Origin of the sequence: Burkholderia cepacia ATCC 25416, assembly GCF_001411495.1 — a bacterium.
In the GTDB taxonomy this organism is placed as follows: Bacteria; Pseudomonadota; Gammaproteobacteria; order Burkholderiales; family Burkholderiaceae; genus Burkholderia; species Burkholderia cepacia.
Genome location: NZ_CP012981.1, coordinates 1,183,524 through 1,209,601 on the forward strand (window position 1 = coordinate 1,183,524; position 26,078 = coordinate 1,209,601).

38 protein-coding genes are annotated in these 26,078 nt (G+C 61.6%); 36 read left to right on the forward strand and 2 right to left on the reverse strand.

Annotated features, from left to right (window positions below; all coding sequences use genetic code 11):
* The first annotated feature begins 12 nt into the window (after positions 1–12).
* The 32 genes from tuf (at position 13) to dsbD (ending at position 18,502) form a co-directional block, all read left to right on the forward strand.
* A complete protein-coding gene (gene tuf / locus APZ15_RS05325) occupies positions 13–1,203 on the forward strand; it encodes an elongation factor Tu (protein WP_057056448.1) in 1,191 nt (396 codons plus the stop codon).
* A 285-nt stretch (positions 1,204–1,488) separates the two neighbouring features.
* Entirely contained in the window at positions 1,489–1,800 is a 312-nt protein-coding gene (rpsJ, locus tag APZ15_RS05330) for a 30S ribosomal protein S10 (RefSeq protein ID WP_004199280.1), read from the forward strand.
* Positions 1,801–1,978: 178 nt separating this feature from the next.
* Positions 1,979–2,629: a 50S ribosomal protein L3 gene (rplC, locus tag APZ15_RS05335; RefSeq protein ID WP_006482922.1), complete on the forward strand. Its 651-nt coding sequence runs from the start codon at positions 1,979–1,981 to the stop codon at positions 2,627–2,629.
* Positions 2,629–3,249, forward strand: a complete 621-nt coding sequence (gene rplD / locus APZ15_RS05340; RefSeq protein ID WP_006477192.1) for a 50S ribosomal protein L4 — start codon at positions 2,629–2,631, stop codon at positions 3,247–3,249. Before rplC ends, rplD begins: the two co-directional genes overlap by 1 nt.
* Positions 3,246–3,560 (forward strand): 50S ribosomal protein L23, encoded by a 315-nt coding sequence (gene rplW / locus APZ15_RS05345; protein ID WP_004199275.1) that lies wholly within the window; start codon positions 3,246–3,248, stop codon positions 3,558–3,560. The genes rplD and rplW overlap by 4 nt, the downstream gene beginning before the upstream one ends.
* A gap of 2 nt (positions 3,561–3,562) precedes the next feature.
* A complete protein-coding gene (rplB, locus tag APZ15_RS05350) occupies positions 3,563–4,390 on the forward strand; it encodes a 50S ribosomal protein L2 (RefSeq protein WP_006482900.1) in 828 nt (275 codons plus the stop codon).
* Between the two features lie 10 nt (positions 4,391–4,400).
* Entirely contained in the window at positions 4,401–4,676 is a 276-nt protein-coding gene (gene rpsS, locus APZ15_RS05355) for a 30S ribosomal protein S19 (protein ID WP_004199273.1), read from the forward strand.
* A 12-nt stretch (positions 4,677–4,688) separates the two neighbouring features.
* Entirely contained in the window at positions 4,689–5,018 is a 330-nt protein-coding gene (gene rplV / locus APZ15_RS05360) for a 50S ribosomal protein L22 (protein ID WP_004199272.1), read from the forward strand.
* A gap of 11 nt (positions 5,019–5,029) precedes the next feature.
* Positions 5,030–5,830, forward strand: a complete 801-nt coding sequence (gene rpsC / locus APZ15_RS05365) for a 30S ribosomal protein S3 (protein ID WP_006482899.1) — start codon at positions 5,030–5,032, stop codon at positions 5,828–5,830.
* A 2-nt stretch (positions 5,831–5,832) separates the two neighbouring features.
* On the forward strand, positions 5,833–6,249 hold the full coding sequence (gene rplP / locus APZ15_RS05370) for a 50S ribosomal protein L16 (protein ID WP_006482873.1): 417 nt from the start codon (positions 5,833–5,835) through the stop codon (positions 6,247–6,249).
* Positions 6,250–6,258: 9 nt separating this feature from the next.
* Positions 6,259–6,453 carry a 50S ribosomal protein L29 gene (gene rpmC / locus APZ15_RS05375; RefSeq protein ID WP_006400652.1) on the forward strand — a complete coding sequence of 65 codons (195 nt, stop codon included), beginning with the start codon at positions 6,259–6,261 and terminating at the stop codon, positions 6,451–6,453.
* Entirely contained in the window at positions 6,450–6,722 is a 273-nt protein-coding gene (rpsQ, locus tag APZ15_RS05380; RefSeq protein ID WP_006477189.1) for a 30S ribosomal protein S17, read from the forward strand. Before rpmC ends, rpsQ begins: the two co-directional genes overlap by 4 nt.
* A 309-nt stretch (positions 6,723–7,031) precedes the next feature.
* Positions 7,032–7,400 carry a 50S ribosomal protein L14 gene (rplN, locus tag APZ15_RS05385; RefSeq protein WP_006482918.1) on the forward strand — a complete coding sequence of 123 codons (369 nt, stop codon included), beginning with the start codon at positions 7,032–7,034 and terminating at the stop codon, positions 7,398–7,400.
* A 9-nt stretch (positions 7,401–7,409) separates the two neighbouring features.
* Complete coding sequence (gene rplX / locus APZ15_RS05390; RefSeq protein ID WP_006477187.1) at positions 7,410–7,718, forward strand: 50S ribosomal protein L24; 309 nt, start codon at positions 7,410–7,412, stop codon at positions 7,716–7,718.
* Positions 7,719–7,734: 16 nt separating this feature from the next.
* Positions 7,735–8,274 carry a 50S ribosomal protein L5 gene (rplE, locus tag APZ15_RS05395; RefSeq protein ID WP_006482882.1) on the forward strand — a complete coding sequence of 180 codons (540 nt, stop codon included), beginning with the start codon at positions 7,735–7,737 and terminating at the stop codon, positions 8,272–8,274.
* Positions 8,275–8,281: 7 nt separating this feature from the next.
* Positions 8,282–8,587, forward strand: coding sequence for a 30S ribosomal protein S14 (gene rpsN / locus APZ15_RS05400; protein ID WP_011350676.1), 306 nt, complete (start codon positions 8,282–8,284; stop codon positions 8,585–8,587).
* A gap of 14 nt (positions 8,588–8,601) precedes the next feature.
* Positions 8,602–8,997, forward strand: a complete 396-nt coding sequence (rpsH, locus tag APZ15_RS05405) for a 30S ribosomal protein S8 (RefSeq protein WP_006477185.1) — start codon at positions 8,602–8,604, stop codon at positions 8,995–8,997.
* A gap of 18 nt (positions 8,998–9,015) precedes the next feature.
* Positions 9,016–9,546, forward strand: coding sequence for a 50S ribosomal protein L6 (rplF, locus tag APZ15_RS05410; RefSeq protein ID WP_006758786.1), 531 nt, complete (start codon positions 9,016–9,018; stop codon positions 9,544–9,546).
* A gap of 12 nt (positions 9,547–9,558) precedes the next feature.
* The gene (gene rplR, locus APZ15_RS05415; RefSeq protein WP_006477183.1) at positions 9,559–9,924 is read left to right on the forward strand and encodes a 50S ribosomal protein L18; all 366 of its coding nucleotides are present in this window, start codon (positions 9,559–9,561) and stop codon (positions 9,922–9,924) included.
* A 14-nt stretch (positions 9,925–9,938) separates the two neighbouring features.
* The gene (gene rpsE / locus APZ15_RS05420; RefSeq protein ID WP_006482895.1) at positions 9,939–10,457 is read left to right on the forward strand and encodes a 30S ribosomal protein S5; all 519 of its coding nucleotides are present in this window, start codon (positions 9,939–9,941) and stop codon (positions 10,455–10,457) included.
* A 15-nt stretch (positions 10,458–10,472) separates the two neighbouring features.
* Positions 10,473–10,655, forward strand: a complete 183-nt coding sequence (gene rpmD / locus APZ15_RS05425) for a 50S ribosomal protein L30 (RefSeq protein WP_006400644.1) — start codon at positions 10,473–10,475, stop codon at positions 10,653–10,655.
* A 26-nt stretch (positions 10,656–10,681) separates the two neighbouring features.
* Entirely contained in the window at positions 10,682–11,116 is a 435-nt protein-coding gene (rplO, locus tag APZ15_RS05430) for a 50S ribosomal protein L15 (RefSeq protein ID WP_006482880.1), read from the forward strand.
* Positions 11,117–11,158: 42 nt separating this feature from the next.
* Entirely contained in the window at positions 11,159–12,508 is a 1,350-nt protein-coding gene (secY, locus tag APZ15_RS05435) for a preprotein translocase subunit SecY (protein WP_006482915.1), read from the forward strand.
* 8 nt (positions 12,509–12,516) lie between these two features.
* Complete coding sequence (gene infA / locus APZ15_RS05440; protein WP_004521905.1) at positions 12,517–12,735, forward strand: translation initiation factor IF-1; 219 nt, start codon at positions 12,517–12,519, stop codon at positions 12,733–12,735.
* A 20-nt stretch (positions 12,736–12,755) separates the two neighbouring features.
* The gene (gene rpmJ / locus APZ15_RS05445; protein WP_004199844.1) at positions 12,756–12,872 is read left to right on the forward strand and encodes a 50S ribosomal protein L36; all 117 of its coding nucleotides are present in this window, start codon (positions 12,756–12,758) and stop codon (positions 12,870–12,872) included.
* A 38-nt stretch (positions 12,873–12,910) separates the two neighbouring features.
* Positions 12,911–13,276 (forward strand): 30S ribosomal protein S13, encoded by a 366-nt coding sequence (gene rpsM / locus APZ15_RS05450; protein ID WP_006400641.1) that lies wholly within the window; start codon positions 12,911–12,913, stop codon positions 13,274–13,276.
* 28 nt (positions 13,277–13,304) lie between these two features.
* Positions 13,305–13,706, forward strand: a complete 402-nt coding sequence (rpsK, locus tag APZ15_RS05455) for a 30S ribosomal protein S11 (protein ID WP_004197937.1) — start codon at positions 13,305–13,307, stop codon at positions 13,704–13,706.
* 154 nt (positions 13,707–13,860) lie between these two features.
* The gene (gene rpsD / locus APZ15_RS05460; protein WP_021161733.1) at positions 13,861–14,484 is read left to right on the forward strand and encodes a 30S ribosomal protein S4; all 624 of its coding nucleotides are present in this window, start codon (positions 13,861–13,863) and stop codon (positions 14,482–14,484) included.
* 124 nt (positions 14,485–14,608) lie between these two features.
* A complete protein-coding gene (locus tag APZ15_RS05465) occupies positions 14,609–15,586 on the forward strand; it encodes a DNA-directed RNA polymerase subunit alpha (protein ID WP_006477176.1) in 978 nt (325 codons plus the stop codon).
* Positions 15,587–15,734: 148 nt separating this feature from the next.
* Positions 15,735–16,130: a 50S ribosomal protein L17 gene (gene rplQ, locus APZ15_RS05470; RefSeq protein WP_027788579.1), complete on the forward strand. Its 396-nt coding sequence runs from the start codon at positions 15,735–15,737 to the stop codon at positions 16,128–16,130.
* Positions 16,131–16,338: 208 nt separating this feature from the next.
* The gene (gene cutA, locus APZ15_RS05475; protein ID WP_021161734.1) at positions 16,339–16,665 is read left to right on the forward strand and encodes a divalent-cation tolerance protein CutA; all 327 of its coding nucleotides are present in this window, start codon (positions 16,339–16,341) and stop codon (positions 16,663–16,665) included.
* The gene (gene dsbD / locus APZ15_RS05480) at positions 16,658–18,502 is read left to right on the forward strand and encodes a protein-disulfide reductase DsbD (RefSeq protein WP_027788578.1); all 1,845 of its coding nucleotides are present in this window, start codon (positions 16,658–16,660) and stop codon (positions 18,500–18,502) included. The genes cutA and dsbD overlap by 8 nt, the downstream gene beginning before the upstream one ends.
* 95 nt (positions 18,503–18,597) lie before the next feature.
* Here the strand turns inward: dsbD and hemB are convergent, their stop codons facing one another.
* A complete protein-coding gene (gene hemB, locus APZ15_RS05485) occupies positions 18,598–19,596 on the reverse strand; it encodes a porphobilinogen synthase (RefSeq protein ID WP_027788577.1) in 999 nt (332 codons plus the stop codon).
* A 253-nt stretch (positions 19,597–19,849) separates the two neighbouring features.
* Entirely contained in the window at positions 19,850–20,509 is a 660-nt protein-coding gene (yihA, locus tag APZ15_RS05490) for a ribosome biogenesis GTP-binding protein YihA/YsxC (RefSeq protein ID WP_021161737.1), read from the reverse strand.
* Positions 20,510–20,723: 214 nt separating this feature from the next.
* Between yihA and APZ15_RS05495 the strand changes: the two genes are divergently transcribed.
* From APZ15_RS05495 to msrP, 4 genes are all read left to right on the forward strand, one after another.
* Positions 20,724–21,377, forward strand: coding sequence for a c-type cytochrome (locus tag APZ15_RS05495; RefSeq protein ID WP_027788576.1), 654 nt, complete (start codon positions 20,724–20,726; stop codon positions 21,375–21,377).
* Positions 21,378–21,499: 122 nt separating this feature from the next.
* Positions 21,500–23,716, forward strand: a complete 2,217-nt coding sequence (locus APZ15_RS05500; protein WP_027788575.1) for a cytochrome c biogenesis protein ResB — start codon at positions 21,500–21,502, stop codon at positions 23,714–23,716.
* Between the two features lie 4 nt (positions 23,717–23,720).
* The gene (gene ccsB / locus APZ15_RS05505; protein WP_027788574.1) at positions 23,721–24,911 is read left to right on the forward strand and encodes a c-type cytochrome biogenesis protein CcsB; all 1,191 of its coding nucleotides are present in this window, start codon (positions 23,721–23,723) and stop codon (positions 24,909–24,911) included.
* 158 nt (positions 24,912–25,069) lie between these two features.
* On the forward strand, positions 25,070–26,065 hold the full coding sequence (gene msrP, locus APZ15_RS05510; RefSeq protein WP_027788573.1) for a protein-methionine-sulfoxide reductase catalytic subunit MsrP: 996 nt from the start codon (positions 25,070–25,072) through the stop codon (positions 26,063–26,065).
* Positions 26,066–26,078: the final 13 nt, after the last annotated feature.

Sequence of the window (26,078 nt, forward strand, 5' to 3'; positions counted from 1 at the left end):
AAGAAGAGAATCATGGCAAAAGGTAAATTCGAGCGGACCAAGCCGCACGTGAACGTTGGTACGATTGGTCACGTTGACCACGGCAAGACGACGCTGACGGCAGCGATCACGACGGTTCTGACGAAGAAGTTCGGCGGCGAAGCGAAGGCGTACGACCAGATCGACGCGGCACCGGAAGAAAAGGCGCGCGGCATCACGATCAACACGGCGCACGTCGAGTACGAAACGGCTAACCGCCACTACGCACACGTCGACTGCCCGGGCCACGCTGACTATGTGAAGAACATGATCACGGGCGCAGCGCAGATGGACGGCGCGATCCTGGTTTGCTCGGCAGCAGACGGCCCGATGCCGCAAACGCGTGAGCACATCCTGCTGGCGCGTCAGGTTGGCGTTCCGTACATCATCGTGTTCCTGAACAAGTGCGACATGGTGGACGACGCTGAACTGCTCGAGCTGGTCGAGATGGAAGTTCGCGAACTCCTGTCGAAGTACGACTTCCCGGGCGACGACACGCCGATCGTGAAGGGTTCGGCAAAGCTGGCGCTGGAAGGCGACACGGGCGAGCTGGGCGAAGTGGCGATCATGAGCCTGGCAGACGCGCTGGACACGTACATCCCGACGCCGGAGCGTGCAGTTGACGGCGCGTTCCTGATGCCGGTGGAAGACGTGTTCTCGATCTCGGGCCGTGGTACGGTGGTGACGGGTCGTGTCGAGCGCGGCATCGTGAAGGTCGGCGAAGAAATCGAAATCGTCGGTATCAAGCCGACGGTGAAGACGACCTGCACGGGCGTTGAAATGTTCCGCAAGCTGCTGGACCAAGGTCAGGCAGGCGACAACGTTGGTATCCTGCTGCGCGGCACGAAGCGTGAAGACGTGGAGCGTGGCCAGGTTCTGGCGAAGCCGGGTTCGATCACGCCGCACACGCACTTCACGGCTGAAGTGTACGTGCTGAGCAAGGACGAAGGCGGCCGTCACACGCCGTTCTTCAACAACTACCGTCCGCAGTTCTACTTCCGTACGACGGACGTGACGGGCTCGATCGAGCTGCCGAAGGACAAGGAAATGGTGATGCCGGGCGACAACGTGTCGATCACGGTGAAGCTGATTGCACCGATCGCGATGGAAGAAGGTCTGCGCTTCGCAATCCGCGAAGGTGGCCGTACGGTCGGCGCCGGCGTCGTCGCCAAGATCCTCGACTAAGATCGACGATCCGCGGATCCTTCCGGGATCCGCGATCCCACGGTATGCAGTTGTATCGTCGAAACCGGGTGTTCAGCTTGCGCTGGCACCCGGTTTTTCTTTATGGCGTGCCGTCACGCACATTGACAAACCCGCACCACCTCTCCGATTTTTCGTGTAGAATCGCGGGCTTAGCAGTGGAAGTACCGTTCGGAACCTGTCGCTTCGCTCCCCGCAGGCAGCAGGTTTCGCGTTCTTTTGGTGTCCGGCGGTGCAACATCGCCTCGCTCTTTTCAAGGAATCGTCATGCAGCAACAGAAAATCCGCATTCGCCTGAAGGCTTTCGACTATCGTCTGATCGATCAATCGGCTGCCGAAATCGTCGATACCGCGAAGCGGACTGGCGCAATCGTCCGTGGCCCGGTGCCGCTGCCGACGCGCATTCAGCGTTTTGACATCCTGCGTTCGCCGCACGTCAACAAGACGTCGCGCGATCAGCTCGAAATCCGTACCCACCAGCGCCTGATGGACATCGTCGATCCGACCGACAAGACGGTTGACGCGCTGATGAAGCTCGACCTGCCGGCTGGCGTCGACGTGGAAATCAAGCTGCAGTAAGGCTTTCGGCGCCAACTGGCTTGCCGGGTGGCGCTAAGTCTTTGTATTGCTTGCGGAAATCGAGGAGTCGGGCTATACTGCTTGGCTTTTCGCGTATTCGCGTAAAAAAGTTGGGCCTTGCGTGCCCGGCATTTTGTAAATCAGCCCCGACCAATCGCAGTCGGGAATGGAGAAAATGATGAGCCTTGGACTCGTAGGTCGCAAGGTTGGCATGACCCGTATCTTCACGGCTGAAGGGGATTCGATTCCCGTCACCGTGCTGGACGTGTCGGACAACCGCGTGACGCAGATCAAGACTGTTGAAACCGACGGCTATACGGCCGTGCAGGTTGCATTCGGCTCCCGTCGTGCATCGCGCGTGACGAAGCCGCTGGCAGGTCATCTCGCCAAAGCCGGTGTCGAAGCCGGTGAAATCCTCAAGGAATTCCGCATTGACGCGGCCAAGGCAGCTGAGCTGTCGAATGGCGCCGTGGTCGGTGCTGATCTTTTCGAAGTGGGCCAGAAGGTCGACGTGCAAGGCGTGTCGATCGGTAAGGGCTACGCCGGTACGATCAAGCGTTACAACTTCTCCTCCGGCCGTGCGACGCACGGTAACTCGCGCTCGCACAACGTGCCGGGCTCGATCGGTATGGCGCAGGATCCGGGTCGTGTTTTCCCGGGTAAACGCATGACGGGTCACATGGGTGACGTGACGGTGACGGTGCAGAACCTCGAAATCGCTCGTATCGACGCAGAGCGCAAGCTGCTGCTCGTGAAGGGTGCGATTCCGGGCGCGAAGGGCGGCAAGGTCTTCGTGACGCCGGCCGTCAAGACCAAGGGGGCGAAATAATGGAACTCAAGCTCCTGAACGAAAATGGTCAGGAAGGTGCAGTGGTCAACGCGTCGGACGTCGTGTTCGGTCGTGACTACAACGAAGCGCTGATCCACCAGGTCGTCGTCGCTTACCAGGCGAATGCTCGCCAGGGTAACCGCGCACAGAAGGACCGTGAGCAAGTCAAGCACACGACCAAGAAGCCGTGGCGCCAGAAGGGTACGGGCCGTGCTCGTGCCGGTATGTCGTCGAGCCCGCTGTGGCGTGGCGGTGGTCGTATCTTCCCGAATTCGCCGGAAGAAAACTTCTCGCACAAGGTCAACAAGAAGATGCATCGCGCAGGTCTCTGCTCGATCTTCTCGCAGCTGGCCCGTGAAGGCCGCCTGTCGGTCGTCGAGGACATCATCCTCGAAGCGCCGAAGACCAAGCTGCTGGCTGACAAATTCAAGACCATGGGTCTCGACTCCGTGCTGATCATCACCGACACGGTTGACGAAAACCTGTACCTGGCATCGCGCAACCTGCCGCACGTGGCAATTGTCGAGCCGCGCTACGCTGACCCGCTGTCGCTGATCTACTTCAAGAAAGTGCTGGTCACGAAGGCTGCGGTCGCCCAGATCGAGGAGTTGCTGTCATGAGCGAGATTCGCAAGAACGATCATCGTTTGATGCAGGTCCTGCTCGCACCGGTGATCTCGGAAAAGGCGACGCTGGTTGCCGACAAGAACGAGCAAGTCGTGTTCGAAGTCGCACCGGATGCCACGAAGCAGGAAGTGAAGGCGGCTGTCGAGCTGCTGTTCAAGGTTGAAGTTGATTCCGTCAACGTGCTGGTTCAGAAGGGCAAGCAAAAGCGCTTTGGCCGTTCGATGGGCCGCCGCAAGGACGTGAAGAAGGCGTACGTTTGCCTGAAGCCCGGCCAGGAAATCAACTTTGAAGCGGAGGCCAAGTAATCATGGCAATCGTTAAAGTTAAGCCGACATCGCCGGGTCGCCGCGCGATGGTCAAGGTGGTCAACAAGAACCTGCACCAGGGCAAGCCGTTCGCGGCACTGCTCGACTCGCAGAGCTCGACCGCCGGCCGTAACAACAATGGCCGTATCACCACGCGTCACAAGGGTGGTGGTCACAAGCAACACTATCGTATCGTCGATTTCCGTCGCACGAAGGATGGCATCCCGGCAAAGGTCGAACGTCTCGAGTACGACCCGAACCGTAGCGCGAACATCGCGCTGGTGCTCTACGCAGACGGCGAACGTCGCTACATCATCGCCCCGAAGGGCCTGACCGTCGGCCAACAGCTGATGTCGGGTTCGGAAGCGCCGATCCGCGCAGGCAACACGCTGCCGATCCGCAACATTCCGGTCGGTACGACGATCCACTGCATCGAGATGCTGCCGGGCAAGGGCGCGCAAATGGCGCGTTCGGCTGGTACGTCGGCCATGCTGCTCGCACGTGAAGGCGTCTACGCGCAGGTTCGTCTGCGTTCGGGCGAAATCCGCCGCGTGCACATCGAGTGCCGTGCAACGATCGGTGAAGTCGGCAACGAAGAGCATAGCCTGCGCCAGATCGGCAAGGCTGGCGCGAACCGCTGGCGCGGTATCCGCCCGACGGTGCGTGGCGTTGCGATGAACCCGGTTGATCACCCGCACGGTGGTGGTGAGGGCAAGACGGCTGCAGGTCGCGATCCGGTTAGCCCGTGGGGTACGCCGGCTAAGGGTTATCGCACCCGTAGCAACAAGCGCACGACGACGATGATCGTCCAGCGCCGTCACAAGCGTTAAGGAGTAGGCAATGGCACGTTCTGTAAAAAAAGGTCCGTTCTGCGACGCCCATTTGCTGAAGAAAGTTGAGGCGGCTGCAGCTTCGCGCGACAAAAAGCCGATCAAGACCTGGTCGCGTCGCTCGACGATTCTGCCGGATTTCATCGGCCTGACGATCGCTGTTCACAACGGCCGTCAACACGTTCCGGTGTACATCTCGGAAAACATGGTCGGCCACAAGCTTGGCGAGTTCGCACTGACCCGTACGTTCAAGGGTCACGCGGCCGACAAGAAGGCCAAGAAATAAGGGGCAATCAAGATGGAAGTGAAAGCAATTCATCGCGGTGCCCGCATCTCGGCGCAAAAAACGCGCCTTGTGGCTGACCAGATCCGCGGTTTGCCGGTCGACAAGGCGCTGAACGTTCTGACGTTCTCGCCGAAGAAAGCGGCTGGCATCGTGAAGAAGGTTGTGCTGTCGGCAATCGCGAATGCGGAGCACAACGAAGGCGCCGATATCGACGAGCTCAAGATCAAGAGCATCTACGTCGACAAGGCTGCATCGCTCAAGCGTTTCACCGCGCGCGCCAAGGGCCGCGGTAACCGCATCGAGAAGCAATCCTGTCACATCACTGTGACGGTCGGGAATTAAGGAGCCATACGATGGGACAGAAAATTCATCCGACTGGCTTCCGCCTGGCTGTCAGCCGCAATTGGGCTTCGCGTTGGTACGCGAACAACAACAATTTCGCGGCGATGCTGCAGGAAGACATCGGTGTTCGTGAATACCTGAAGAAGAAGCTGAAGAACGCTTCGGTCGGTCGGGTCGTCATCGAGCGTCCGGCGAAGAACGCGCGCATCACGATTTACAGCTCGCGTCCGGGCGTGGTCATCGGCAAGAAGGGCGAGGATATCGAACAGCTGAAGACGGAACTGCAACGCCGCATGGGCGTGCCGGTTCACGTCAACATCGAAGAAATCCGCAAGCCGGAAACCGATGCTCAGTTGATCGCTGACTCGATCACGCAACAGCTCGAGCGCCGGATCATGTTCCGTCGCGCGATGAAGCGTGCGATGCAGAACGCGATGCGTCTGGGTGCCCAAGGCATCAAGATCATGAGCGCAGGCCGTCTGAACGGTATCGAAATCGCTCGTACGGAGTGGTATCGCGAAGGTCGCGTGCCCCTTCACACGCTGCGTGCTGATATCGACTACGCGACTTCGGAAGCGAAGACGACTTACGGGATCATCGGCGTCAAGGTGTGGGTTTACAAGGGCGACACGCTCGGCCGCAACGACGCACCGGTGGTGGAAGAAGTAGCCGAAGACAAGCGTCCGCGTCGCAATGCGCGTCCGGGCGACCGTCGTCCGCGCCGTGACGGCGAAGGCGGCGCTCCGGGTGCTCGTCGTGGCGCACCGCGCCGCGGCGCCGGCAAGCCCGAAGACGGCAAGACTGGAGAATAACGATGCTGCAACCGAAACGCAGAAAGTATCGTAAAGAGCAGAAGGGTCGTAACACCGGCAAGGCGACGCGCGGCAACGCAGTGTCGTTCGGTGAATTCGGCCTGAAGGCGATCGGTCGCGGTCGTTTGACCGCACGTCAGATTGAAGCGGCGCGTCGTGCAATGACGCGTCACATCAAGCGTGGCGGCCGCATCTGGATCCGGATCTTCCCGGACAAGCCGATTTCGCAGAAGCCGGCCGAAGTGCGTATGGGTAACGGTAAGGGTAACCCGGAGTACTACGTCGCCGAGATTCAGCCGGGCAAGATGCTCTATGAAATGGACGGCGTAACCGAAGAACTGGCACGCGAAGCGTTCCGTCTGGCTGCAGCCAAGCTGCCGCTCAAGACGGCATTCATCGTGCGTCAGCTCGGCGCCTAAGGAGAAAACATGAAGGCTTCCGAACTTCTCCAGAAAGACCAGGCCGCGCTCAACAAGGAGCTGGCGGACCTGCTGAAGGCGCAATTCGGCCTGCGCATGCAACTCGCGACCCAGCAGCTCACGAACACGAGCCAGCTGAAGAAGGTTCGTCGCGACATCGCACGTGTGCGGACCGTCATGACTCAGAAGGCGAACCAGAAATGAACGATAGCGTGAAAACCTCGCTGAAGCGGACGCTGGTCGGTCGGGTCGTCAGCAACAAGATGGACAAGACCGTCACCGTGCTGATCGAGCACCGCGTCAAGCATCCGATCTACGGCAAGTATGTCGTGCGCTCGAAGAAGTACCACGCGCATGATGAAGCGAACACCTACAACGAAGGCGATCTCGTCGAAATCCAGGAAACTCGTCCTGTTTCGAAGACGAAGGCCTGGACGGTGTCGCGCCTCGTCGAAGCAGCTCGCGTCATCTAAGCGGGCAGCGCAGTAGGCAGTAACAGGCACTTCTCCACGAAGTGCTTGAAATCGCAAAGTTTTTGCTTGCGTGACCGGGATTATTTGTTATAATCCCGGTCTTCCCTCTTTATGGGAGCCCCGTCGCGGGCGAAGTTGGTGGGGGAAGCGGACTGGCGCCTGCCTGTCCGAAAGATTCACCGAATTGCGATGGCGGGTTTCGTTTGCCGTCGCTGCTGTTCCAACCCAAGCAGCCGATTGGCTGACGGGACCAAGACTGACCGAATGCATCATGGTGGTGCATCCGGATTAAGTTGGGAAAGACAAACCATGATCCAGACCGAATCTCGGCTCGAAGTAGCCGACAACACGGGTGCACGTGAAGTCCTGTGCATCAAGGTGCTCGGCGGCTCGAAGCGTCGTTATGCCGGCATTGGCGACATCATCAAGGTGAGCGTCAAAGAGGCAACGCCGCGCGGGCGCGTGAAGAAAGGCGAAATTTACAACGCCGTGGTGGTCCGCACCGCCAAGGGCGTGCGCCGTCAAGACGGCTCGCTGATCAAGTTCGACGGCAACGCCGCTGTGCTTTTGAATAACAAGCTCGAGCCGATCGGCACCCGTATCTTCGGGCCGGTGACGCGTGAGCTGCGTAGCGAACGATTCATGAAGATCGTTTCGCTGGCGCCGGAAGTGCTGTAAGGAGTCGCGATGAACAAGATTCGCAAAGGTGACGAAGTCATCGTCGTCACTGGCAAGGACAAGGGCAAGCGCGGCGTCGTGCTGGCTGTCGGTGCAGAGCATGTGACGGTTGAAGGTATCAACCTCGTCAAGAAGCATGTGAAGCCGAACCCGATGAAGGGTACGACGGGTGGCGTGGAAGCGAAGACGATGCCCCTGCATATTTCGAACGTCGCACTGGTCGACGCGAATGGCAAGGCGTCGCGTGTTGGCATCAAGGTCGAGGAAGGCAAGAAGGTTCGCTTCCTGAAGACGACCGGTGCCGTACTGAGCGCCTGACGCAGCGGAGTAAAAAATGGCTCGTTTTCAAGAGTTTTACAAAGAAAAGGTTGTGCCCGGCCTGATCGAGAAGTTCGGTTACAAGTCGGTCATGGAAGTGCCGCGCATCACCAAGATCACGCTGAACATGGGTCTTGGCGAAGCGATCGCTGACAAGAAGATCATCGAGAACGCCGTCGGCGACCTCACGAAGATCGCTGGTCAGAAGCCGGTCGTGACGAAGGCACGCAAGGCAATCGCAGGCTTCAAGATCCGCCAGGGTTACCCGATCGGCGCGATGGTGACGCTGCGTGGCCGTGCAATGTACGAATTCCTCGACCGTTTCGTGACGGTTGCCCTGCCCCGCGTGCGTGACTTCCGCGGCGTGTCGGGTCGTGCTTTCGATGGCCGTGGCAACTACAACATCGGTGTGAAAGAGCAGATCATTTTCCCCGAAATCGACTACGACAAGATCGACGCACTGCGTGGGCTGAACATCAGCATCACGACGACTGCGAAGACCGACGACGAAGCAAAGGCTCTGCTCGCCAGCTTCAAGTTCCCGTTCAGAAACTGAGGTTACCGTGGCTAAACTGGCACTGATCGAACGTGAAAAGAAGCGCGCCCGCCTGGTCGCGAAGTTCGCAGCAAAGCGCGATGCGCTGAAGGCGATCGTCGAAGACCAAAGCAAGTCGGAAGAAGAGCGCTACGAAGCACGCCTTGAGTTGCAGCAACTGCCCCGCAACGCAAACCCGACCCGCCAGCGTAACCGCTGCGCGATCACGGGCCGTCCGCGTGGCACGTTCCGTAAATTCGGCCTCGCGCGTAACAAGATTCGTGAAATCGCATTCCGTGGCGAGATTCCTGGCCTGACCAAGGCGAGCTGGTAATAGGAGAAACGTAAATGAGCATGAGTGATCCTATCGCCGATATGCTGACTCGCATCCGCAACGCGCAGATGGTCGAGAAGGTATCGGTTGCGATGCCCTCGTCGAAGGTCAAGGTTGCAATCGCGCAAGTCCTGAAGGACGAAGGTTACATCGACGATTTCGCCGTCAAGGCGGAAGGTGCGAAGTCCGAACTGAATATCGCGCTGAAGTACTACGCAGGTCGCCCGGTCATCGAACGCCTCGAGCGCGTGTCGAAGCCTGGTCTGCGCGTGTACCGCGGCCGTAACGACATTCCGCAGGTCATGAACGGCCTGGGCGTGGCAATCGTGTCGACGCCGAAGGGCGTGATGACCGACCGCAAGGCGCGCGCTACCGGCGTCGGCGGCGAAGTCATCTGCTACGTCGCTTAAAGCCGAGGAGAGAGAAACATGTCTCGAGTAGGTAAGAGCCCGATCGCGCTGCAAGGCGCGGAAGTCAAGCTGGCCGACGGTGCGATCACCGTCAAGGGCCCGCTGGGCACCATCACGCAAGCGATCAATCCGCTCGTGAACGTGGCGAACAACGACGGCACGCTGAACCTGTCGCCGGTGGACGAAAGCCGCGAAGCAAATGCACTGTCGGGCACGATGCGCGCGATCATCGCGAATGCCGTGCACGGCGTGACCAAGGGTTTCGAGCGCAAGCTGACGCTGGTTGGCGTCGGTTATCGTGCGCAAGCGCAAGGCGACAAGCTGAATCTGTCGCTGGGTTTCTCGCACCCGGTGGTGCACCAGATGCCGGAAGGCGTCAAGGCAGAAACCCCGACGCAAACCGAAATCGTGATCAAGGGGATCAACAAGCAACAAGTCGGTCAAGTAGCTGCGGAAGTTCGCGGTTACCGTCCGCCGGAGCCCTACAAGGGCAAGGGCGTGCGCTATTCCGACGAGGTTGTGATCCTCAAAGAAACGAAGAAGAAGTAAGGGTGCGCAATCATGGATAAGACTCAATCTCGCCTGCGCCGCGCTCGCCAGACGCGTATCAAGATCGCTGAGCTGCAGGTCGCGCGTCTCGCCGTGCATCGCACGAACACGCACATCTACGCTCAAGTGTTCTCGCCCTGCGGCACCAAGGTGCTCGCCAGCGCGTCGACGCTCGAAGCAGAAGTGCGCGCTGAACTGGCCGACAAGTCGGGCAAGGGCGGCAACGTTAATGCCGCGACGCTGATCGGCAAGCGTATTGCCGAGAAGGCAAAGGCTGCCGGCATCGAATCCGTCGCCTTCGACCGCTCGGGCTTCCGCTACCACGGCCGCGTCAAGGCGCTGGCTGAGGCAGCTCGCGAAGCTGGGCTCAAGTTCTAAGGAAGGAATTCGTCATGGCAAAGATGCAAGCGAAAGTTCAGGCTGACGAGCGCGACGACGGCCTTCGTGAAAAGATGATTTCGGTCAACCGCGTGACCAAGGTCGTGAAGGGTGGCCGTATTCTCGGCTTCGCCGCACTGACCGTGGTTGGCGACGGCGATGGCCGCATCGGTATGGGCAAGGGCAAGGCGAAGGAAGTGCCGGTCGCTGTCCAGAAGGCAATGGAACAAGCTCGCCGCAACATGTTCAAGGTGCCGCTCAAGAACGGCACGCTGCAACACGAAGTGCACGGCAAGCATGGCGCATCGGCTGTCCTCCTCGCTCCGGCGAAGGCAGGTACGGGCGTGATCGCCGGCGGCCCGATGCGCGCAGTGTTCGACGTGATGGGCGTTCAGAACGTCGTGGCAAAGAGCCACGGTTCGACGAACCCGTACAACCTCGTTCGCGCCACGCTGGACGGTCTGCGCAAGCAGTCCACCCCGGCAGACATCGCGGCGAAGCGCGGCAAGTCCGTCGAAGAAATTTTGGGCTAAGCCCGGGTGGTCACCATGTCTGAAAAAACTGTCAAGGTTCAGCTCGTTAAGAGCCTGATCGGGACCCGCGAATCGCACCGCGCGACCGTGCGTGGCCTGGGCCTGCGCCGACTCAACTCGGTCAGCGAGCTTCAGGACACGCCGGCGGTCCGCGGCATGATCAACAAGGTCTCGTACCTCGTTAAGGTCATCGCGTAAGCGGCCCTACGGATCAAGGAGTTGATATGGAATTGAATAACCTGAAGCCGGCAGCTGGCGCCAAGCACGCCAAGCGTCGCGTCGGCCGTGGCATCGGTTCGGGCCTCGGCAAGACGGCTGGCCGTGGTCACAAGGGTCAGAAATCGCGTTCGGGCGGCTTCCACAAAGTCGGTTTCGAAGGCGGTCAGATGCCGCTGCAACGTCGTCTGCCGAAGCGCGGCTTCACGTCGCTGACGAAGGAATTCGTCGGTGAAGTGCGCCTGGGCGACCTCGAGAAGCTGCCGGTCGATGAGATCGATCTGCTCGCACTGAAGCAAGCCGGCCTGGTCGGCGAGCTGACGAAGAGCGCAAAGATCATCGCGACGGGCGAGCTGAAGCGCAAGATCGTCGTGAAGGGTCTCGGTGCCACCAAGGGTGCGCGTGCTGCGATCGAAGCGGCTGGCGGTTCGTTCGCCGAGTGACACGCGTAGCGCGTCGTCATTTGCATTCATCGGAGAAGGTACTTGGCTAACAGCCCGAGTCTTGCAAAACCCGGTCGAAGCACGGCGAAATTCGGCGATCTGCGCCGGCGAGCGATGTTCCTGCTCCTGGCGCTGATCGTCTATCGCATCGGCGCGCACATTCCCGTGCCGGGCATCGATCCGGATCAACTGGCTAAGCTGTTCCAGAGCCAGGCGGGCGGCATCCTGGGCATGTTCAACATGTTCTCGGGTGGCGCGCTTTCCCGCTTCACGATCTTTGCGCTGGGGATCATGCCGTACATTTCGGCGTCGATCATCATGCAGTTGCTGGCGATCGTATCGCCGCAGCTCGAGGCGCTGAAGAAGGAAGGGCAGGCAGGGCAACGGAAGATCACGCAGTACACACGGTATTTCACCGTCGTGCTCGCGACCTTCCAGGCGTTCGGTATCGCGGCTGCGCTGGAAAACCAGCCGGGCCTCGTCACCGATCCCGGCATGCTGTTCCGTCTGACGACGGTCGTGACGCTGGTTACCGGCACGATGTTCCTGATGTGGCTCGGCGAGCAGATTACCGAGCGTGGTCTGGGCAACGGTATCTCGATCATCATCTTCGGCGGGATCGCAGCAGGGTTCCCGAATGCCGTCGGTGGGTTGTTCGAGCTGGTGCGTACGGGTTCGATGAGCATCATTTCGGCGATCATCATCGTCGTCCTGATTGCCGCGGTGACTTACCTGGTCGTGTTCATCGAACGCGGGCAGCGCAAGATCCTCGTGAACTACGCGAAGCGCCAGGTCGGCAACAAGATCTACGGTGGGCAGTCGTCGCATCTGCCGCTGAAGCTGAACATGTCGGGTGTGATTCCGCCGATCTTCGCGTCGTCGATCATTCTGTTCCCGGCAACGATTCTCGGCTGGTTCAGTACCGGTCAGCCGACGGGAAGCTGGATTTCCAACACGTTGCATAACGTTGCGGAAGCGCTGAAGCCGGGCCAGCCGGTCTATGTGTTGCTGTACACGCTGGCGATCGTGTTTTTCTGCTTCTTCTACACCGCATTGGTGTTCAACAGCAGGGAAACCGCAGACAACCTGAAGAAGAGCGGCGCGTTTGTTCCGGGTATCCGTCCGGGCGATCAGACCGCACGATATATCGACCGCATCCTCACGCGTCTGACGCTGGCCGGTGCGATCTACATCGTCTTCGTGTGTCTGCTGCCGGAATTCCTGGTACTGCGCTGGAACGTGCCGTTTTATTTTGGTGGAACGTCGCTGCTGATCATTGTCGTCGTCACGATGGACTTTATGGCGCAGGTGCAGTCGTACGTTATGTCGCAACAGTATGAGTCACTGCTCAAGAAGGCTAACTTCAAGGGCGGCAACATCCCAATGCGTTAATAAGGACTATGGCCAAAGACGATGTAATCCAGATGCAAGGCGAGGTGATCGAAAACCTCCCGAATGCTACCTTCCGCGTGAAGCTGGAAAACGGCCATGTCGTGTTGGGGCATATCTCCGGAAAGATGCGGATGCACTACATCCGCATTCTCCCGGGCGACAAGGTGACGGTTGAATTGACGCCTTACGATCTGTCTCGTGCGCGGATCGTGTTCCGGGCGAAGTGATTTGAAAAAAGGGTATTATCATGAAAGTGATGGCATCGGTTAAGCGCATTTGCCGCAATTGCAAGATCATCAAGCGCAAAGGCGTCGTTCGCGTGATCTGCAGCTCGGATCCGCGCCACAAGCAGCGCCAAGGCTGACCGCGCGTTTGTTTGCGCTTTTTGTTTGAGGAAAAACAATGGCTCGTATCGCAGGGGTTAACATCCCGAATCACCAGCATACCGAGATCGGCCTGACGGCTATCTTCGGTATCGGCCGCACCCGTTCGCGCAGCATCTGCGTGGCAGCTGGCGTCGATTTTTCGAAGAAGGTCAAGGACTTGACCGACGCAGACTTGGAAAAGCTGCGTGAAGAAGTGGGCAAGTTTGTCGTCGAAGGCGATCTGCGCCGTGAAGTGACGATGAACATCAAGCGCCTGATGGACCTCGGTTGCTACCGTGGTGTTCGTCATCGCAAGGGCCTGCCGATGCGCGGTCAGCGTACGCGTACGAACGCACGTACTCGCAAGGGTCCGCGTCGTGCAGCGCAAGCGCTGAAGAAGTAAGCGGAACTGACAGTTACAGGAAAACGTAATGGCTAAGGCTTCGAACACCGCGGCGCAACGCGTTCGCAAGAAGGTTAAGAAGAACGTCGCTGAAGGCGTGGTTCACGTTCACGCGTCGTTCAACAACACGATCATCACGATCACCGATCGCCAAGGCAACGCACTGGCATGGGCGACGTCGGGCGGTCAGGGCTTCAAGGGCTCGCGCAAATCGACGCCGTTCGCTGCCCAGGTCGCAGCCGAGTCGGCTGGCCGCGTCGCGATGGAATACGGCGTGAAGAATCTGGAAGTGCGGATCAAGGGCCCGGGCCCGGGTCGTGAGTCGGCAGTGCGCGCACTGCACGGCCTCGGCATCAAGATCACCGCGATTTCGGATGTCACCCCGATTCCGCACAACGGCTGCCGTCCGCCGAAGCGTCGTCGTATCTAAAGGTGTGCTGGCACATTCGTGCTGGCACATTGCCTGTCGCCGCGTAGCGTCGACGGGCGTTGCTTTTTTGATTGACTAAGCCCACCGTTCGCCCCAAAGGGAGCGAACTAGCGCGGATTTCGATCCGCGTGACTGATTGAAAAAGGAATGCAAAGTGGCACGTTATATCGGCCCTAAGGCCAAGCTGTCCCGCCGTGAAGGCACCGACCTGTTCCTGAAGAGCGCACGCCGCTCGCTCGCCGACAAGTGCAAGCTCGACAGCAAGCCGGGCCAGCACGGCCGTACCTCGGGCGCACGTACGTCCGACTACGGTACGCAGCTGCGTGAAAAGCAGAAGGTCAAGCGCATCTACGGCGTGCTGGAGCGTCAGTTCCGTCGCTACTTCGCTGAAGCCGACCGCCGCAAGGGCAACACGGGTGAAAACCTGCTGCAACTGCTCGAGTCGCGCCTCGACAACGTCGTGTATCGCATGGGCTTCGGCTCGACCCGCGCTGAAGCGCGTCAGCTGGTGAGCCACAAGTCGATCACCGTGAACGGCGTCGTCGCAAACGTCCCGTCGCAGCAAGTGAAGGCGGGTGACATCGTCGCGATCCGCGAAAAGGCAAAGAAGCAAGCGCGTATCGTCGAAGCGCTGTCGCTGGCCGAGCAAGGCGGCATGCCGAGCTGGGTTGCAGTCGATGCGAAGAAGTTCGAAGGCACGTTCAAGCAAATGCCGGAACGCGCTGAAATCGCAGGCGACATCAACGAAAGCCTGATCGTCGAATTGTATTCGCGTTAATCCGATTGACGGCCGAGGTACCCCGATTGCGTTGCGCAAGGAGGGGCCTCGGCTGTTTATTTTCTGGTTGTTACCGGTCAGCCTTATCGGTGTAACGAGCCGAGGGTATTGAAAAGGAAAGCCCATGCAAACCAGTTTGCTGAAACCCAAGATCATCGCCGTGGAATCGCTGGGCGAGAACCACGCGAGGGTGGTCATGGAACCGTTCGAACGCGGTTACGGCCATACCTTGGGCAATGCGCTTCGCCGCGTGCTGCTGTCGTCGATGGTTGGCTACGCGCCGACCGAAGTGACGATCGCGGGCGTGGTGCACGAGTACTCGACGCTGGATGGCGTGCAGGAAGACGTCGTCAACCTGCTGCTGAACCTGAAGGGCGTGGTGTTCAAGCTGCATAACCGTGACGAAGTGACGGTTACGCTGCGCAAGGAAGGTGAAGGCGTTGTCACGGCCGGCGATATCGAGCTGGCTCACGACTGCGAAGTCATCAACCCGAATCACGTGATTGCGCACCTGTCGAAGGGTGGCAAGCTCGACGTTCAGATCAAGATCGAAAAGGGTCGTGGCTATGTGCCCGGCAACGTCCGTCGCTACGGCGAAGACACGGCCAAGATCATCGGCCGCATCGTCCTCGACGCATCGTTCTCGCCGGTTCGCCGCGTGAGCTATGCGGTCGAAAGCGCACGTGTCGAGCAGCGTACCGACCTCGACAAGCTCGTGATGAACATCGAAACGAGCGGTGTGATCACGCCGGAAGAAGCGATCCGTCAATCGGCCCGCATCCTGGTCGACCAGCTGTCCGTGTTCGCGGCGCTGGAAGGCACGGAAACGGCAGCCGAAGCGCCGTCGCGTGCACCGCAGATCGATCCGATCCTGCTGCGTCCGGTGGACGATCTCGAGCTGACGGTTCGTTCGGCGAACTGCCTGAAGGCCGAGAACATCTACTACATCGGCGATCTCATCCAGCGCACGGAAAACGAGCTGCTGAAGACGCCGAACCTCGGTCGCAAGTCGCTCAACGAGATCAAGGAAGTGCTCGCTTCGCGCGGTCTCACGCTGGGCATGAAGCTCGAAAACTGGCCGCCGGCTGGTCTCGACAAGTAAGCTCGCTTGTAGCGCTGCTGTTGCTGTAGTTGGCAAAGATGCGGATTTTCCTTTAAAATCCGCATCTTGCTTTTTTCGTTACCGGCCCGTGCACCCATCGAGGTGCGATAGAAGAGCTGGATCAAAACTTTGAATCAAGGAAACTGAAATGCGCCATCGTCATGGTCTGCGGAAACTGAACCGCACGAGCAGCCACCGTCTGGCTATGCTCCGTAACATGTCCAACTCGCTGATCGAGCACGAAGTCATCAAGACGACGCTGCCGAAGGCGAAGGAACTCCGTAAAGTCGTCGAGCCGCTGATCACGCTCGGCAAGAAGCCGTCGCTGGCGAACCGTCGCCTGGCGTTCAACCGCCTGCGCGATCGTGACTCGGTGGCGAAGCTGTTCGACGTGCTCGGTCCGCGTTTCGCGAACCGTCCGGGCGGCTACCTGCGCGTGCTGAAGTTCGGCTTCCGCGTGGGCGACAACGCACCGATGGCACTGGTCGAGCTGCTCGATCGTCCGGAAGTCGACGAAACGGAAACCGTGCAAGAAGCTGAATAAGCTTCCGGTACGCAGCAGTATCTGAAAGGGGCCGAGCAATTGCTTGGCCCTTTTTGTTTTTGAGGCGGTGGCTGCGATCGATTGTCGCAGGGTGGTGCCGGCAGTGTTGCGCGGGCTGCGCTACGATACGGGGCAGCCGGTGCGCTCCCGGGTGGGCAACGCGCGCCGGCAGGAGCCAGGAGTCGATAGACCAGCCAGGAGGGCGCGGATGATAGTGGTGCTGATGCTGACGACGGTGCCCGATGCCGCGACCGCCGAGGCGCTTTCCGCCGGTGCGCTCGATGCGCGGCTTGCCGCGTGTGTGTCGGAGCTCGGTGCGATCAGGTCGCGCTATCACTGGCAGGGCAAGGTCGAAACGGCCGACGAGATCCAGTTGCTGTTCAAGACGAGTCCCGTGCGGGCGCTCGAACTGGAGCGATTTATTCTCGCGCATCATCCATACGAGACACCTGAAATCGTCTCGTGGCAGGCGACGGCCTCGGCCGCTTACGGCCAGTGGGTGACCAGCGAAACTCAACGTCTATTTCATGTTTAACGGTATGGCGCTTTCCGTGCGCGTGCGCGCGCTGCGGTTCCTCGCAGTCCTGTTGTCGTTCATGCTCGTGCTGGGCGGCGGCCTGTCGGTCGCGCGTGCGGCCGACGATTTCCTCGATCCGTCGGTGGCGTTCAAGTTCAGCGCGAGCGAATCGCCGGGGCAGGTGGACGTCCGCTTCAAGGTCGCCAACGGCTATTACCTGTACCGCGAGCGGTTCGCGTTCGCGGTGAAGAGCGGGCAGGCGACGCTCGGCGAGCCGCAGTTCCCCGCCGGCCATGTGAAGTTCGACCAGACGTTCCAGAAGAACGTCGAGACCTACCGTGACGAAGTCGTCGTTCACGTGCCCGTCAAGCAGGCGTCGGGGCCGTTCGAGCTCGCGGTGACGTCGCAGGGCTGCGCCGACGAAGGGATCTGCTATCCGCCCGCCGAGCACGTCGTGAAGGTCGACGGCGCCGCACTGGGTGCGGCCTCGTCTTCCGGCGATGCGGCAGCCGAGGGCAGTTGGTTCGACAAGGTCACGAGCGCCGATTTCGCGCAGTCGCTGCTCGAGGGGCATGGCTTCTTCACGATCGTCGCGCTGTATTTCGTCGCGGGCGTCGTGCTGAGCCTCCTGCCGTGTTCGTACCCGATGATCCCGATCGTGTCGGCGATCATCATCGGCCAGGGCACGCGCGCGACGCATGCGCGCGGCTTTGCGCTGTCGCTGACGTACGTGGTCGGCATGGCGCTCGTCTATACGGTGCTGGGCATCGCCGCGGCGCTGGTCGGCCAGAGCCTCGGCGCGTGGCTGCAGAACCCGTGGGTGCTCGGCGCGTTCGGCGTGCTGCTCACCGCGTTCGCGGTTTCGCTGATTTCGGGCAAGGACATCGCGCTGCCCGCGCGCTGGCAGAACGGTGCAGCCGAAGTGTCGAGTGCGCGACAGGGCGGTCACTTCGTTGCGGTTGCCGCGATGGGCGCGTTGTCGGCGCTGGTGGTCGGCGCATGCATGACGGCGCCGCTGTTCGCGGTGCTCGCTTTCATCGCACACACGGGCAATGCGCTGCTCGGCGGTGCCGCTCTGTTCGCGATGGGGCTGGGGCTCGGCGTGCCGTTGCTCGTGGTCGGCGTCGGTGCCGGTACGGTGCTGCCCCGCGCAGGTGCATGGATGGACGGCGTGAAGGTGTTCTTCGGCATCGTGCTGCTCGCGGCCGCGCTGTGGATCGTGTGGCCGGTGCTTGCCGGCGGCCTGAAGATGGTGCTCGCTGCGTTGTGGCTACTCATCGCTGCCGCGGCGCTCGGCCTGTTCACGCCGCATGCCGGCGCCGCGTCGATCTGGCGCCGCCTCGGCCGTGGCCTCGGCGCCGCGCTCGCGATCTGGGCGGCGACGCTGCTCGTCGGTCTTGCGGCGGGCTCCAACGACCCCGTGAAACCGCTGGCTGTCCTTGCTGCGCGCACGGTCGCGTCGGGCGATGTGTCGGCAGCCGGTCCGGCTGCCGGGCAGCCGGCGTTCGCTTCGGTGCGCTCCAGCGGCGAACTCGACGCGCTGCTGAAGACGTCGGGCCAGCCCGTAATGCTCGACTTCTACGCCGACTGGTGCGTGAGCTGCAAGGAGATGGAGCATCTGACGTTCACTGATTCACGCGTGCAGGCGCGGCTCGCGCAGCTTCACCTGGTACGTGCGGACGTCACCGCGAACAACCCGGACGATCAGGCGCTGCTCAAGCGCTTCAACCTGTTCGGGCCGCCCGGCATCATCTTCTTCGATCGCAATGGCAACGAAATCGGCCGTGTGGTCGGCTATCAGGCAGCCGAGACGTTTCTGCGCAGTCTCGATCGCGCGGCGGTACCAACGGTGTAGCGCACGCTTGTCGGTGGCTTGTACACCGATTGCAAATGAAAACGGCGGGACACCGAAGTGTCCCGCCGTTTTTCGTGGCGCTGCCGGCGCGTGGCTCAGCGCTGCGCTTTCAGGAGGCGCGCGGCGTCGAGTGCGAAGTACGTGAGCACGCCGTCGGCGCCCGCACGCTTGAACGCGAGCAGCGATTCGAGCACGACCTTGTCGTGGTCGAGCCAGCCGTTCATTGCGGCGGCCTTCAGCATCGCGTATTCGCCGCTCACCTGGTACACGTAGGTCGGGAAGCGGAACTCGTCCTTCAACCGGCGCACGATGTCGAGGTACGGCATGCCGGGCTTGACCATCACCATGTCGGCGCCTTCGTCGATGTCGAGGCGCACTTCGCGCAACGCTTCGTCGCTGTTCGCCGGGTCCATCTGGTAGGTCATCTTGTTGCCCTTGCCCAGGTTGGACGCCGAGCCGACCGCGTCGCGGAACGGGCCATAGAACGCTGATGCGAACTTGGCCGAATAGGCCATGATGCGCGTATGGATATGGCCGTCGCTTTCCAGCATCTCGCGGATTGCGCCGATGCGGCCGTCCATCATGTCCGACGGCGCGACGATGTCGACACCGGCTTCCGCCTGTGCGCGCGCCTGATCGATCAGGATCTCGATCGTGTCGTCGTTGATCACGTAGCCGTTCTCGTCGAGCACGCCGTCCTGGCCGTGGCTCGTGTACGGATCGAGTGCGACGTCGGTCAGCACGCCGAGTTCGGGAAAGCGCTTCTTCAGCTCGCGCACCGCGCGCGGGATCAGGCCTTCCGGGTTGGCTGCCTCGCGGCCGTCAGGCGTTTTCACCGAGGGTTCGATGGCCGGGAACAGCGACAGCACAGGCACGCCGAGTTCGACGCATTGCTCGGCGACATGCATCAGCAGATCGACGGACACGCGTTCGACGCCGGGCATCGACGGCACCGGCTGCCGTTCGTTGGTGCCTTCGACGACGAATACCGGATAGATCAGGTCGTCGGTGGTCAGGCGGTTTTCGCGCATCAGGCGCCGGGAGAAGTCGTCGCGGCGCATCCGGCGCGGACGATGAAGCGGATGAAAGCTCATGGCGATTGGGTAGAAATCAGGGCAAGAAGGACCTTACGGAACCCTTCGGTCATTTTCGGGAGCGTTGGTATATGATAGCGATCGAGCGGCACGCGTCGCGTGCAGCTCCCCGCTTCTCCTCCCTGAGCGGGTGCCTGTCGTTTTTCGATTAGGCTGTTTGACCCGCCGTTCAACGGCGGGTTTTTTTATGAGCCGGCCGAATCCGCAGGCGCCGTCAGGTGCGCGCCGCCGATCCCGGCCGCGCGTTGCCCGATCATTGTGCTACAGGCTCGCTTTTTTCGTCGGCGGCGGACGGCCGCACCCAGCTCTCGATCAGTTCGTGCGCCTCGTCGAGGCCCGTGCGCTTCATCGCGGAAAACAGCTGGACCGTCAGCTTGCCCTGGACGCCCTGGTCACGATACGCATCGAGCCCCTTTTGCGTGGTCCGCAGCGCATTGATGCTTTCTTGCCGCGTCAATTTGTCGCACTTCGTCAGCAGCGTGTGGATCGGCTTGCCCGTCGGTACGAACCACTCGATCATGCGGCGATCGAGGTCGGTCAGCGGGCGGCGCGAATCCATCATCAGAATCAGGCCGCAAAGCTGCGAGCGGGTTGCCAGGTAGGACGACAGCAGCATTTCCCAGTGGGCCTTGGCGGCGCCGGGCACTTCCGCGTAGCCGTAGCCGGGCAGGTCGACGAGATTCGCGACGGGCTCGGCGGCCGGGCCGACGGAGAAGTAGTTGATATGCTGCGTGCGGCCAGGGGTCTTCGACGCGAAGGCCAGCCGCTTCTGGTTGCACAGCACGTTGATCGCCGTCGACTTGCCGGCATTCGAGCGGCCCGCGAACGCGATTTCCGGCTGGACCGTCGGCGGCAGGTCGCGCAGATGGTTGACGGTCGTGTAGAAGCGGGCTTGATGGAGCAGAAAGGCCATGGGAACCGGAAGGACGGGCGGCGCGAGCCGCTTGGTGGAGGCGGGGTAGCCCCGATAGGCGCGGGAGCTTTCAACGCGATATTGTACAATACGGCGGTTTTACCGAAGGCCACCGGGCGCCTGCCTCGCGCTTTTATGTGGCTTCTGCGGTAGACTGAACGCCGTCGTTTTTTGCAGAACCTCAAATTCCCACAAGACGAAACAGGGTGTGCGAATGAATCGACTGTGCAAGTCTCTGATGGTGCTTCAGGTTGCAGCAGGGTTCGTAGGTTTCGTAGCAGAGGCAAACGCGGCGGAGGCAGCAAAGCCGGATCTCGACCGCGGCAAGGCGATTGCCGGGCAGGTGTGCGCATCGTGTCACGGTGCCGATGGCAATAGCGCGTCGGGCAGTTTCCCGAAGCTTGCCGGCCAGCATCCCGAATATCTGGTCAAGCAGTTGAACGACTTCAAGACGCAGCCGGGCGCGAAGGGGCCGGTGCGGACCAACGCAGTGATGGTCGGATTCGCGAGCGCGCTGAGCGCGGACGACATGCGCAACGTCGCCGCGTACTACGGGTCGCAGACGACGAAGCTCGGCACCGCACGCGATGCGGCGACCGTGCCGATCGGCCAGAAGATCTATCGCGGCGGCATCGCGGAGAAGGGCGTACCCGCCTGCGCGAGCTGCCACGGGCCGACAGGGCAGGGTCTCCCGGTCCAGTACCCGCGTCTGTCTGGACAGTGGGCCGATTACACGGTCGCGCAGTTGACCGCGTTCCAGCAGGGTGCCGGCGCACGCAACAACAACGAGGCGATGCATCAGATCGCGACGCGGCTGTCGGACAACGAGATCAAGGCCGTCGCGGATTACATCGCGGGCCTGCGTTGAGCGGTCAGCCGCGAATGAAATGACCGGACGCCCGAAGGGCGGCCGGAGTCAGAACAAGAAAAGGGTGGGGCGCCGCGCAGTCGCGGCCGCCTTGCCCTTTTTTGTTGTCAGTCGGAGTTTGAATGAGCGTTACCACGTCGGGGTTGCAGTCGAAGTCGAGTCAGGGTGCGTCGAAGCGCGCGGTCGAGCTGCTGAGCTCGATGCGCTTCGCGATTGCGTTGCTGGTGGTGCTGTCGATCGCGAGCATCATTGGCACGGTCCTGACCCAGGACGATCCGTATCCGAATTACGTGAACCAGTTCGGGCCGTTCTGGGCGGACATCTTCCGCTCGCTCGGCCTGTACAACGTCTACAGCGCGTGGTGGTTCATGCTGATCCTGATCTTCCTCGTCGTGTCGATCTCGCTGTGCGTGATCCGCAACGCGCCGAAGATGCTCGCCGATGCAAAGAGCTGGAAGGACAAGGTTCGCGAAGGCAGCCTGCGGGCTTTCCACCACAAGGCCGAGTACACGGCTTCCGGCACGCGCGCGACCGTCACGGCAACGCTCGCCACTTTCGTCACCAAGGCCGGCTACAAGCACGTCGTGCGTGAAAACGACGGCGCGACGCTGATCTCCGCGAAGCGCGGCGCGATGACCAAGTGGGGCTATATCTCCGCGCACCTCGCGATCGTCGTGATCTGTATCGGCGGCCTGCTCGACAGCAACCTGCCGATCAAATTCCAGATGTGGATGTTCGGCAAGAGCCCGGTCAACACGAGCGCGACGATCAGCGAGATCTCGCCCGACCATCGCCTGTCCGCGTCGAACCCGACGTTCCGCGGCTACGCGTGGGTGCCCGAGGGCCAGTTCGTGTCGACCGCGATCCTGAACCAGCCGAGCGGCTCGCTGATCCAGGACCTGCCGTTCTCGATCCAGCTCAACAAGTTCATCGTCGACTACTACACGACGGGCATGCCGAAACTGTTCGCGAGCGACATCGTCGTGATCGATCGCGAGACCGGCCGGAAAATTCCGGCGCGCGTCGAGGTCAACAAGCCGTTCACGTACAAGGGCGTGTCGATCTACCAGTCGAGCTTCCAGGACGGCGGCTCGCAGATGCAGATGACGGCCTATCCGATGACGGGCGGCAACGCGAAGACCTTCCCCGTGCAGGGCACGATCGGCAGTTCGGCGCCGCTGCAGATGCCGGGCGCCGACGGCGACACGATCGAGTTCGCCGATTTCCGCGCGATCAACGTCGAGAACATGGCCGACGCGAACGGCAAGCCGGACGTGCGTGGTGTGGCGACGACGAGCTCGCTGAAGGAAGTATTCGACGAACGGCTCGGCTCCGGCGCGAAGACGTCGAAGCCGACGCAGCTCCACAACATCGGCCCGTCCGTGCAGTACAAGATCCGCGGCAAGGACGGCCAGGCGCGCGAATTCAACAACTACATGCTGCCCGTCGACATGAACGGCGAGCGCGTGTTCCTCGCCGGCGTGCGCACGAGCCCGAACGACCCGTTCCGCTACATGCGGATTCCGGCCGACAGCCAGGATTCGATCGGCGAATGGATGCACCTGCGCGCCGCGCTCGAGGATCCTTCCGTGCGCGCCGAAGCCGCCGCGCGCTTCGCGCAGCGTTCGCTGCCGGGCACCGACGCATCGTTGCGCGGCCGCCTGCAGGACAGCGCGCTGAAGGTGCTGACCCTGTTTGCGGCGAACGATGACAGCGTCGGTCGCGGCGCCGACGGCCAGCCGATCGGCGGCTTCCAGGCCGTGGCGACGTTCATCGACCGCTCGGTGCCCAAGGCCGAGCAGGAGAAGGCCGCGAGCCTGCTGCTGCGGATGCTCGAAGGCTCGATGTGGGAGGTCTGGCAGATCGCGCGCGAGCGTGCGGGGGAGCCGGCGGCGCAGCAGGGCACCGACACGATCCGTTTCGTACAGAACGCGATCAACGCGCTATCCGACAGCTTTTTGTATGGATCGCCGGTCTATTTGCAGCTTGACTCATTCAAGCAGGTGCAAGCTTCGGTATTTCAGTTGACGCGCGCACCCGGCAAGAATCTGGTGTATCTTGGCAGCCTGCTGCTGGTCGCCGGCATCTTCTCGATGTTCTACGTGCGCGAGCGGCGCCTCTGGTTCTGGCTGAAGGACGCCGGTTCGGGCGTCGATGTGGTGATGGCAATGTCCACGGCCCGCAAGACCTTCGATTTCGAGAAAGAATACGTGCAGACGCGCGACGCGGCCGGTGCCGCCTTGCACGCCGCACCTCGCGATGCCGCACCGGCCGGTGCGGCATCGACGGCCCGTTCGCCTGCCGGCGGCGGTTCCGATTCCGAGAATTCCACCCGGTAACATCATGGATCTCACGCAAGTTTCCTCTTCCCATCGGGCGTCGGCCCAGGCGCCGGTCACGGCACCGCTGTTCGACGATCGTCCGTTCCTCGCGCGCCTGTCGTTGCTCGACTGGCTGTTCGCACTGGCGCTCGTGGTGGGCGCGGGCTATGCGCTCGTGCACTACAACGCGCACATGGATTACTACGACAAGGCGGTGATGATCGGCACCGTGCCGGCGCTCGTCGCGCTCGGCTGGCGCTGGAAGCCCGCGCGGCTGATGATGGCGTCGATCGCCGTGCTGGCGCTGCTGTCGATCCAGATCTACCAGGGCGATCTCGCGCGCGCCGATTCGGCGTTCCTCCTCAAGTACTTCCTGTCGAGCCAGTCGGCAATCCTGTGGATGAGCGCGCTGTTCGTGCTCGCGACGATCTTCTACTGGATCGGCCTGCTCGCGCGCTCGGAATCGGGCTCCGCGATCGGCCAGAAGCTCACGTGGGTCGCCGTGCTGATGGGCTTCACCGGCCTGATGGTGCGCTGGTACGAGTCCTACCTGATCGGTGCGGATGTCGGGCACATTCCGGTGTCGAACCTCTATGAAGTGTTCGTGCTGTTCAGCCTGATCACCGCGCTGCTCTATCTCTATTACGAAGGCCACTACGGGACGCGTTCGCTCGGCGCGTTCGTGCTGCTGGTGATCAGCGCGGCGGTCGGCTTCCTGATGTGGTACTCGGTCGCACGCGATGCGCAGCAGATCCAGCCGCTCGTGCCGGCGCTGCAGAGCTGGTGGATGAAGATCCACGTGCCGGCGAACTTCATCGGCTACGGCAGCTTCGCATTGTCGGCGATGGTGTCGGTCGCGTACCTGATGAAGGAGCGCGGCGTGCTCGCGGATCGCCTGCCGACGCTCGACGTGCTCGACGACGTGATGTACAAGTCGATCGCGGTCGGTTTCGCGTTCTTCACGATCGCGACGATCCTCGGCGCGCTGTGGGCGGCCGAGGCATGGGGCGGCTACTGGAGCTGGGACCCGAAGGAAACCTGGGCGCTGATCGTGTGGCTCAACTATGCGGCGTGGCTGCACATGCGCCTGATGAAGGGCCTGCGCGGTACGGTGGCCGCGTGGTGGGCGCTGACGGGCCTGCTCGTGACGACCTTCGCGTTCCTCGGCGTCAACATGTTCCTGTCCGGGCTGCACAGCTACGGCAAGCTGTAAGATTCCCGCTGCTCGTCCGACTATGAGACCGCCGGTGCACTGCGTGCCCGGCGGTTTTCTTTTGTAACGGACGGGCGGTCCGGCCGGCGAACGGCGCAAGATGAGGCCGGTCGAACGCCCATGAAGCTGCGCGCGGCGCAGGCAGGAGGAGCAGCACGATGTGGATCAAACGCCCTTTGCTGAACGTACTGACCGGTGGCGATATCGCGCCCGGCGAAATCACGCCGCGTGCGGTCTTCGAGAACCGGCGGCGCGTATTGCAGGCGGCCGGCCTCGCGGCGGCGGGCGGGCTGCTCGGCGGTAGCGGCGCGGCATTTGCCGCCTATGCGTCGCCCGACGCGCGGGCAGCGAAGCTCGCGGCGAAAACGAACCCGAAGTTCGTCGCGGCCGACAAGGTGACGCCGTTCAAGGACATCACGTCCTACAACAACTTCTACGAATTCGGCACCGACAAGAGCGACCCCGCGCAGAATGCGGGCACGCTGCGGCCGCGCCCGTGGCGCGTGAGCGTCGAGGGCGAGGTGCTGCATCCGAAGGTGTTCGATCTCGACGAGCTGCTGAAGCTCGCGCCGCTCGAAGAGCGCGTGTACCGGTTGCGCTGCGTCGAGGGATGGTCGATGGTGATCCCGTGGATCGGCGTGCCGCTGTCCGAGCTGATCAAGCGGGTGCAGCCGACCGGCAATGCGAAATACGTACAGTTCATCACGCTGGCCGACCCGTCGCAGATGCCCGGCCTGTCGACACCCGTGCTCGACTGGCCGTACTCGGAAGGGCTGCGGATGGACGAGGCGATGAATCCGCTGACGCTGCTGACGATGGGCGTCTACGGGCAGGTGCTGCCGAACCAGAACGGCGCGCCGGTGCGTATCGTCGTGCCGTGGAAGTACGGCTTCAAGAGCGCGAAGTCGCTCGTGAAGATTCGCTTCGTCGACAAGCAGCCGAAGACGAGCTGGAACACGTATGCGTCGAACGAGTACGGCTTTTATTCGAACGTGAACCCGAACGTCGATCATCCGCGCTGGAGCCAGGCGACCGAGCGGCGCATCGGCGAGGACGGCTTTTTCACGCCGAAGCGCAAGACGCTGATGTTCAACGGCTACGGCGACCTGGTCGCGTCGATGTATCAGGGCATGGACCTGAAGAAGAATTTCTGAGGGCGAAGGTGAG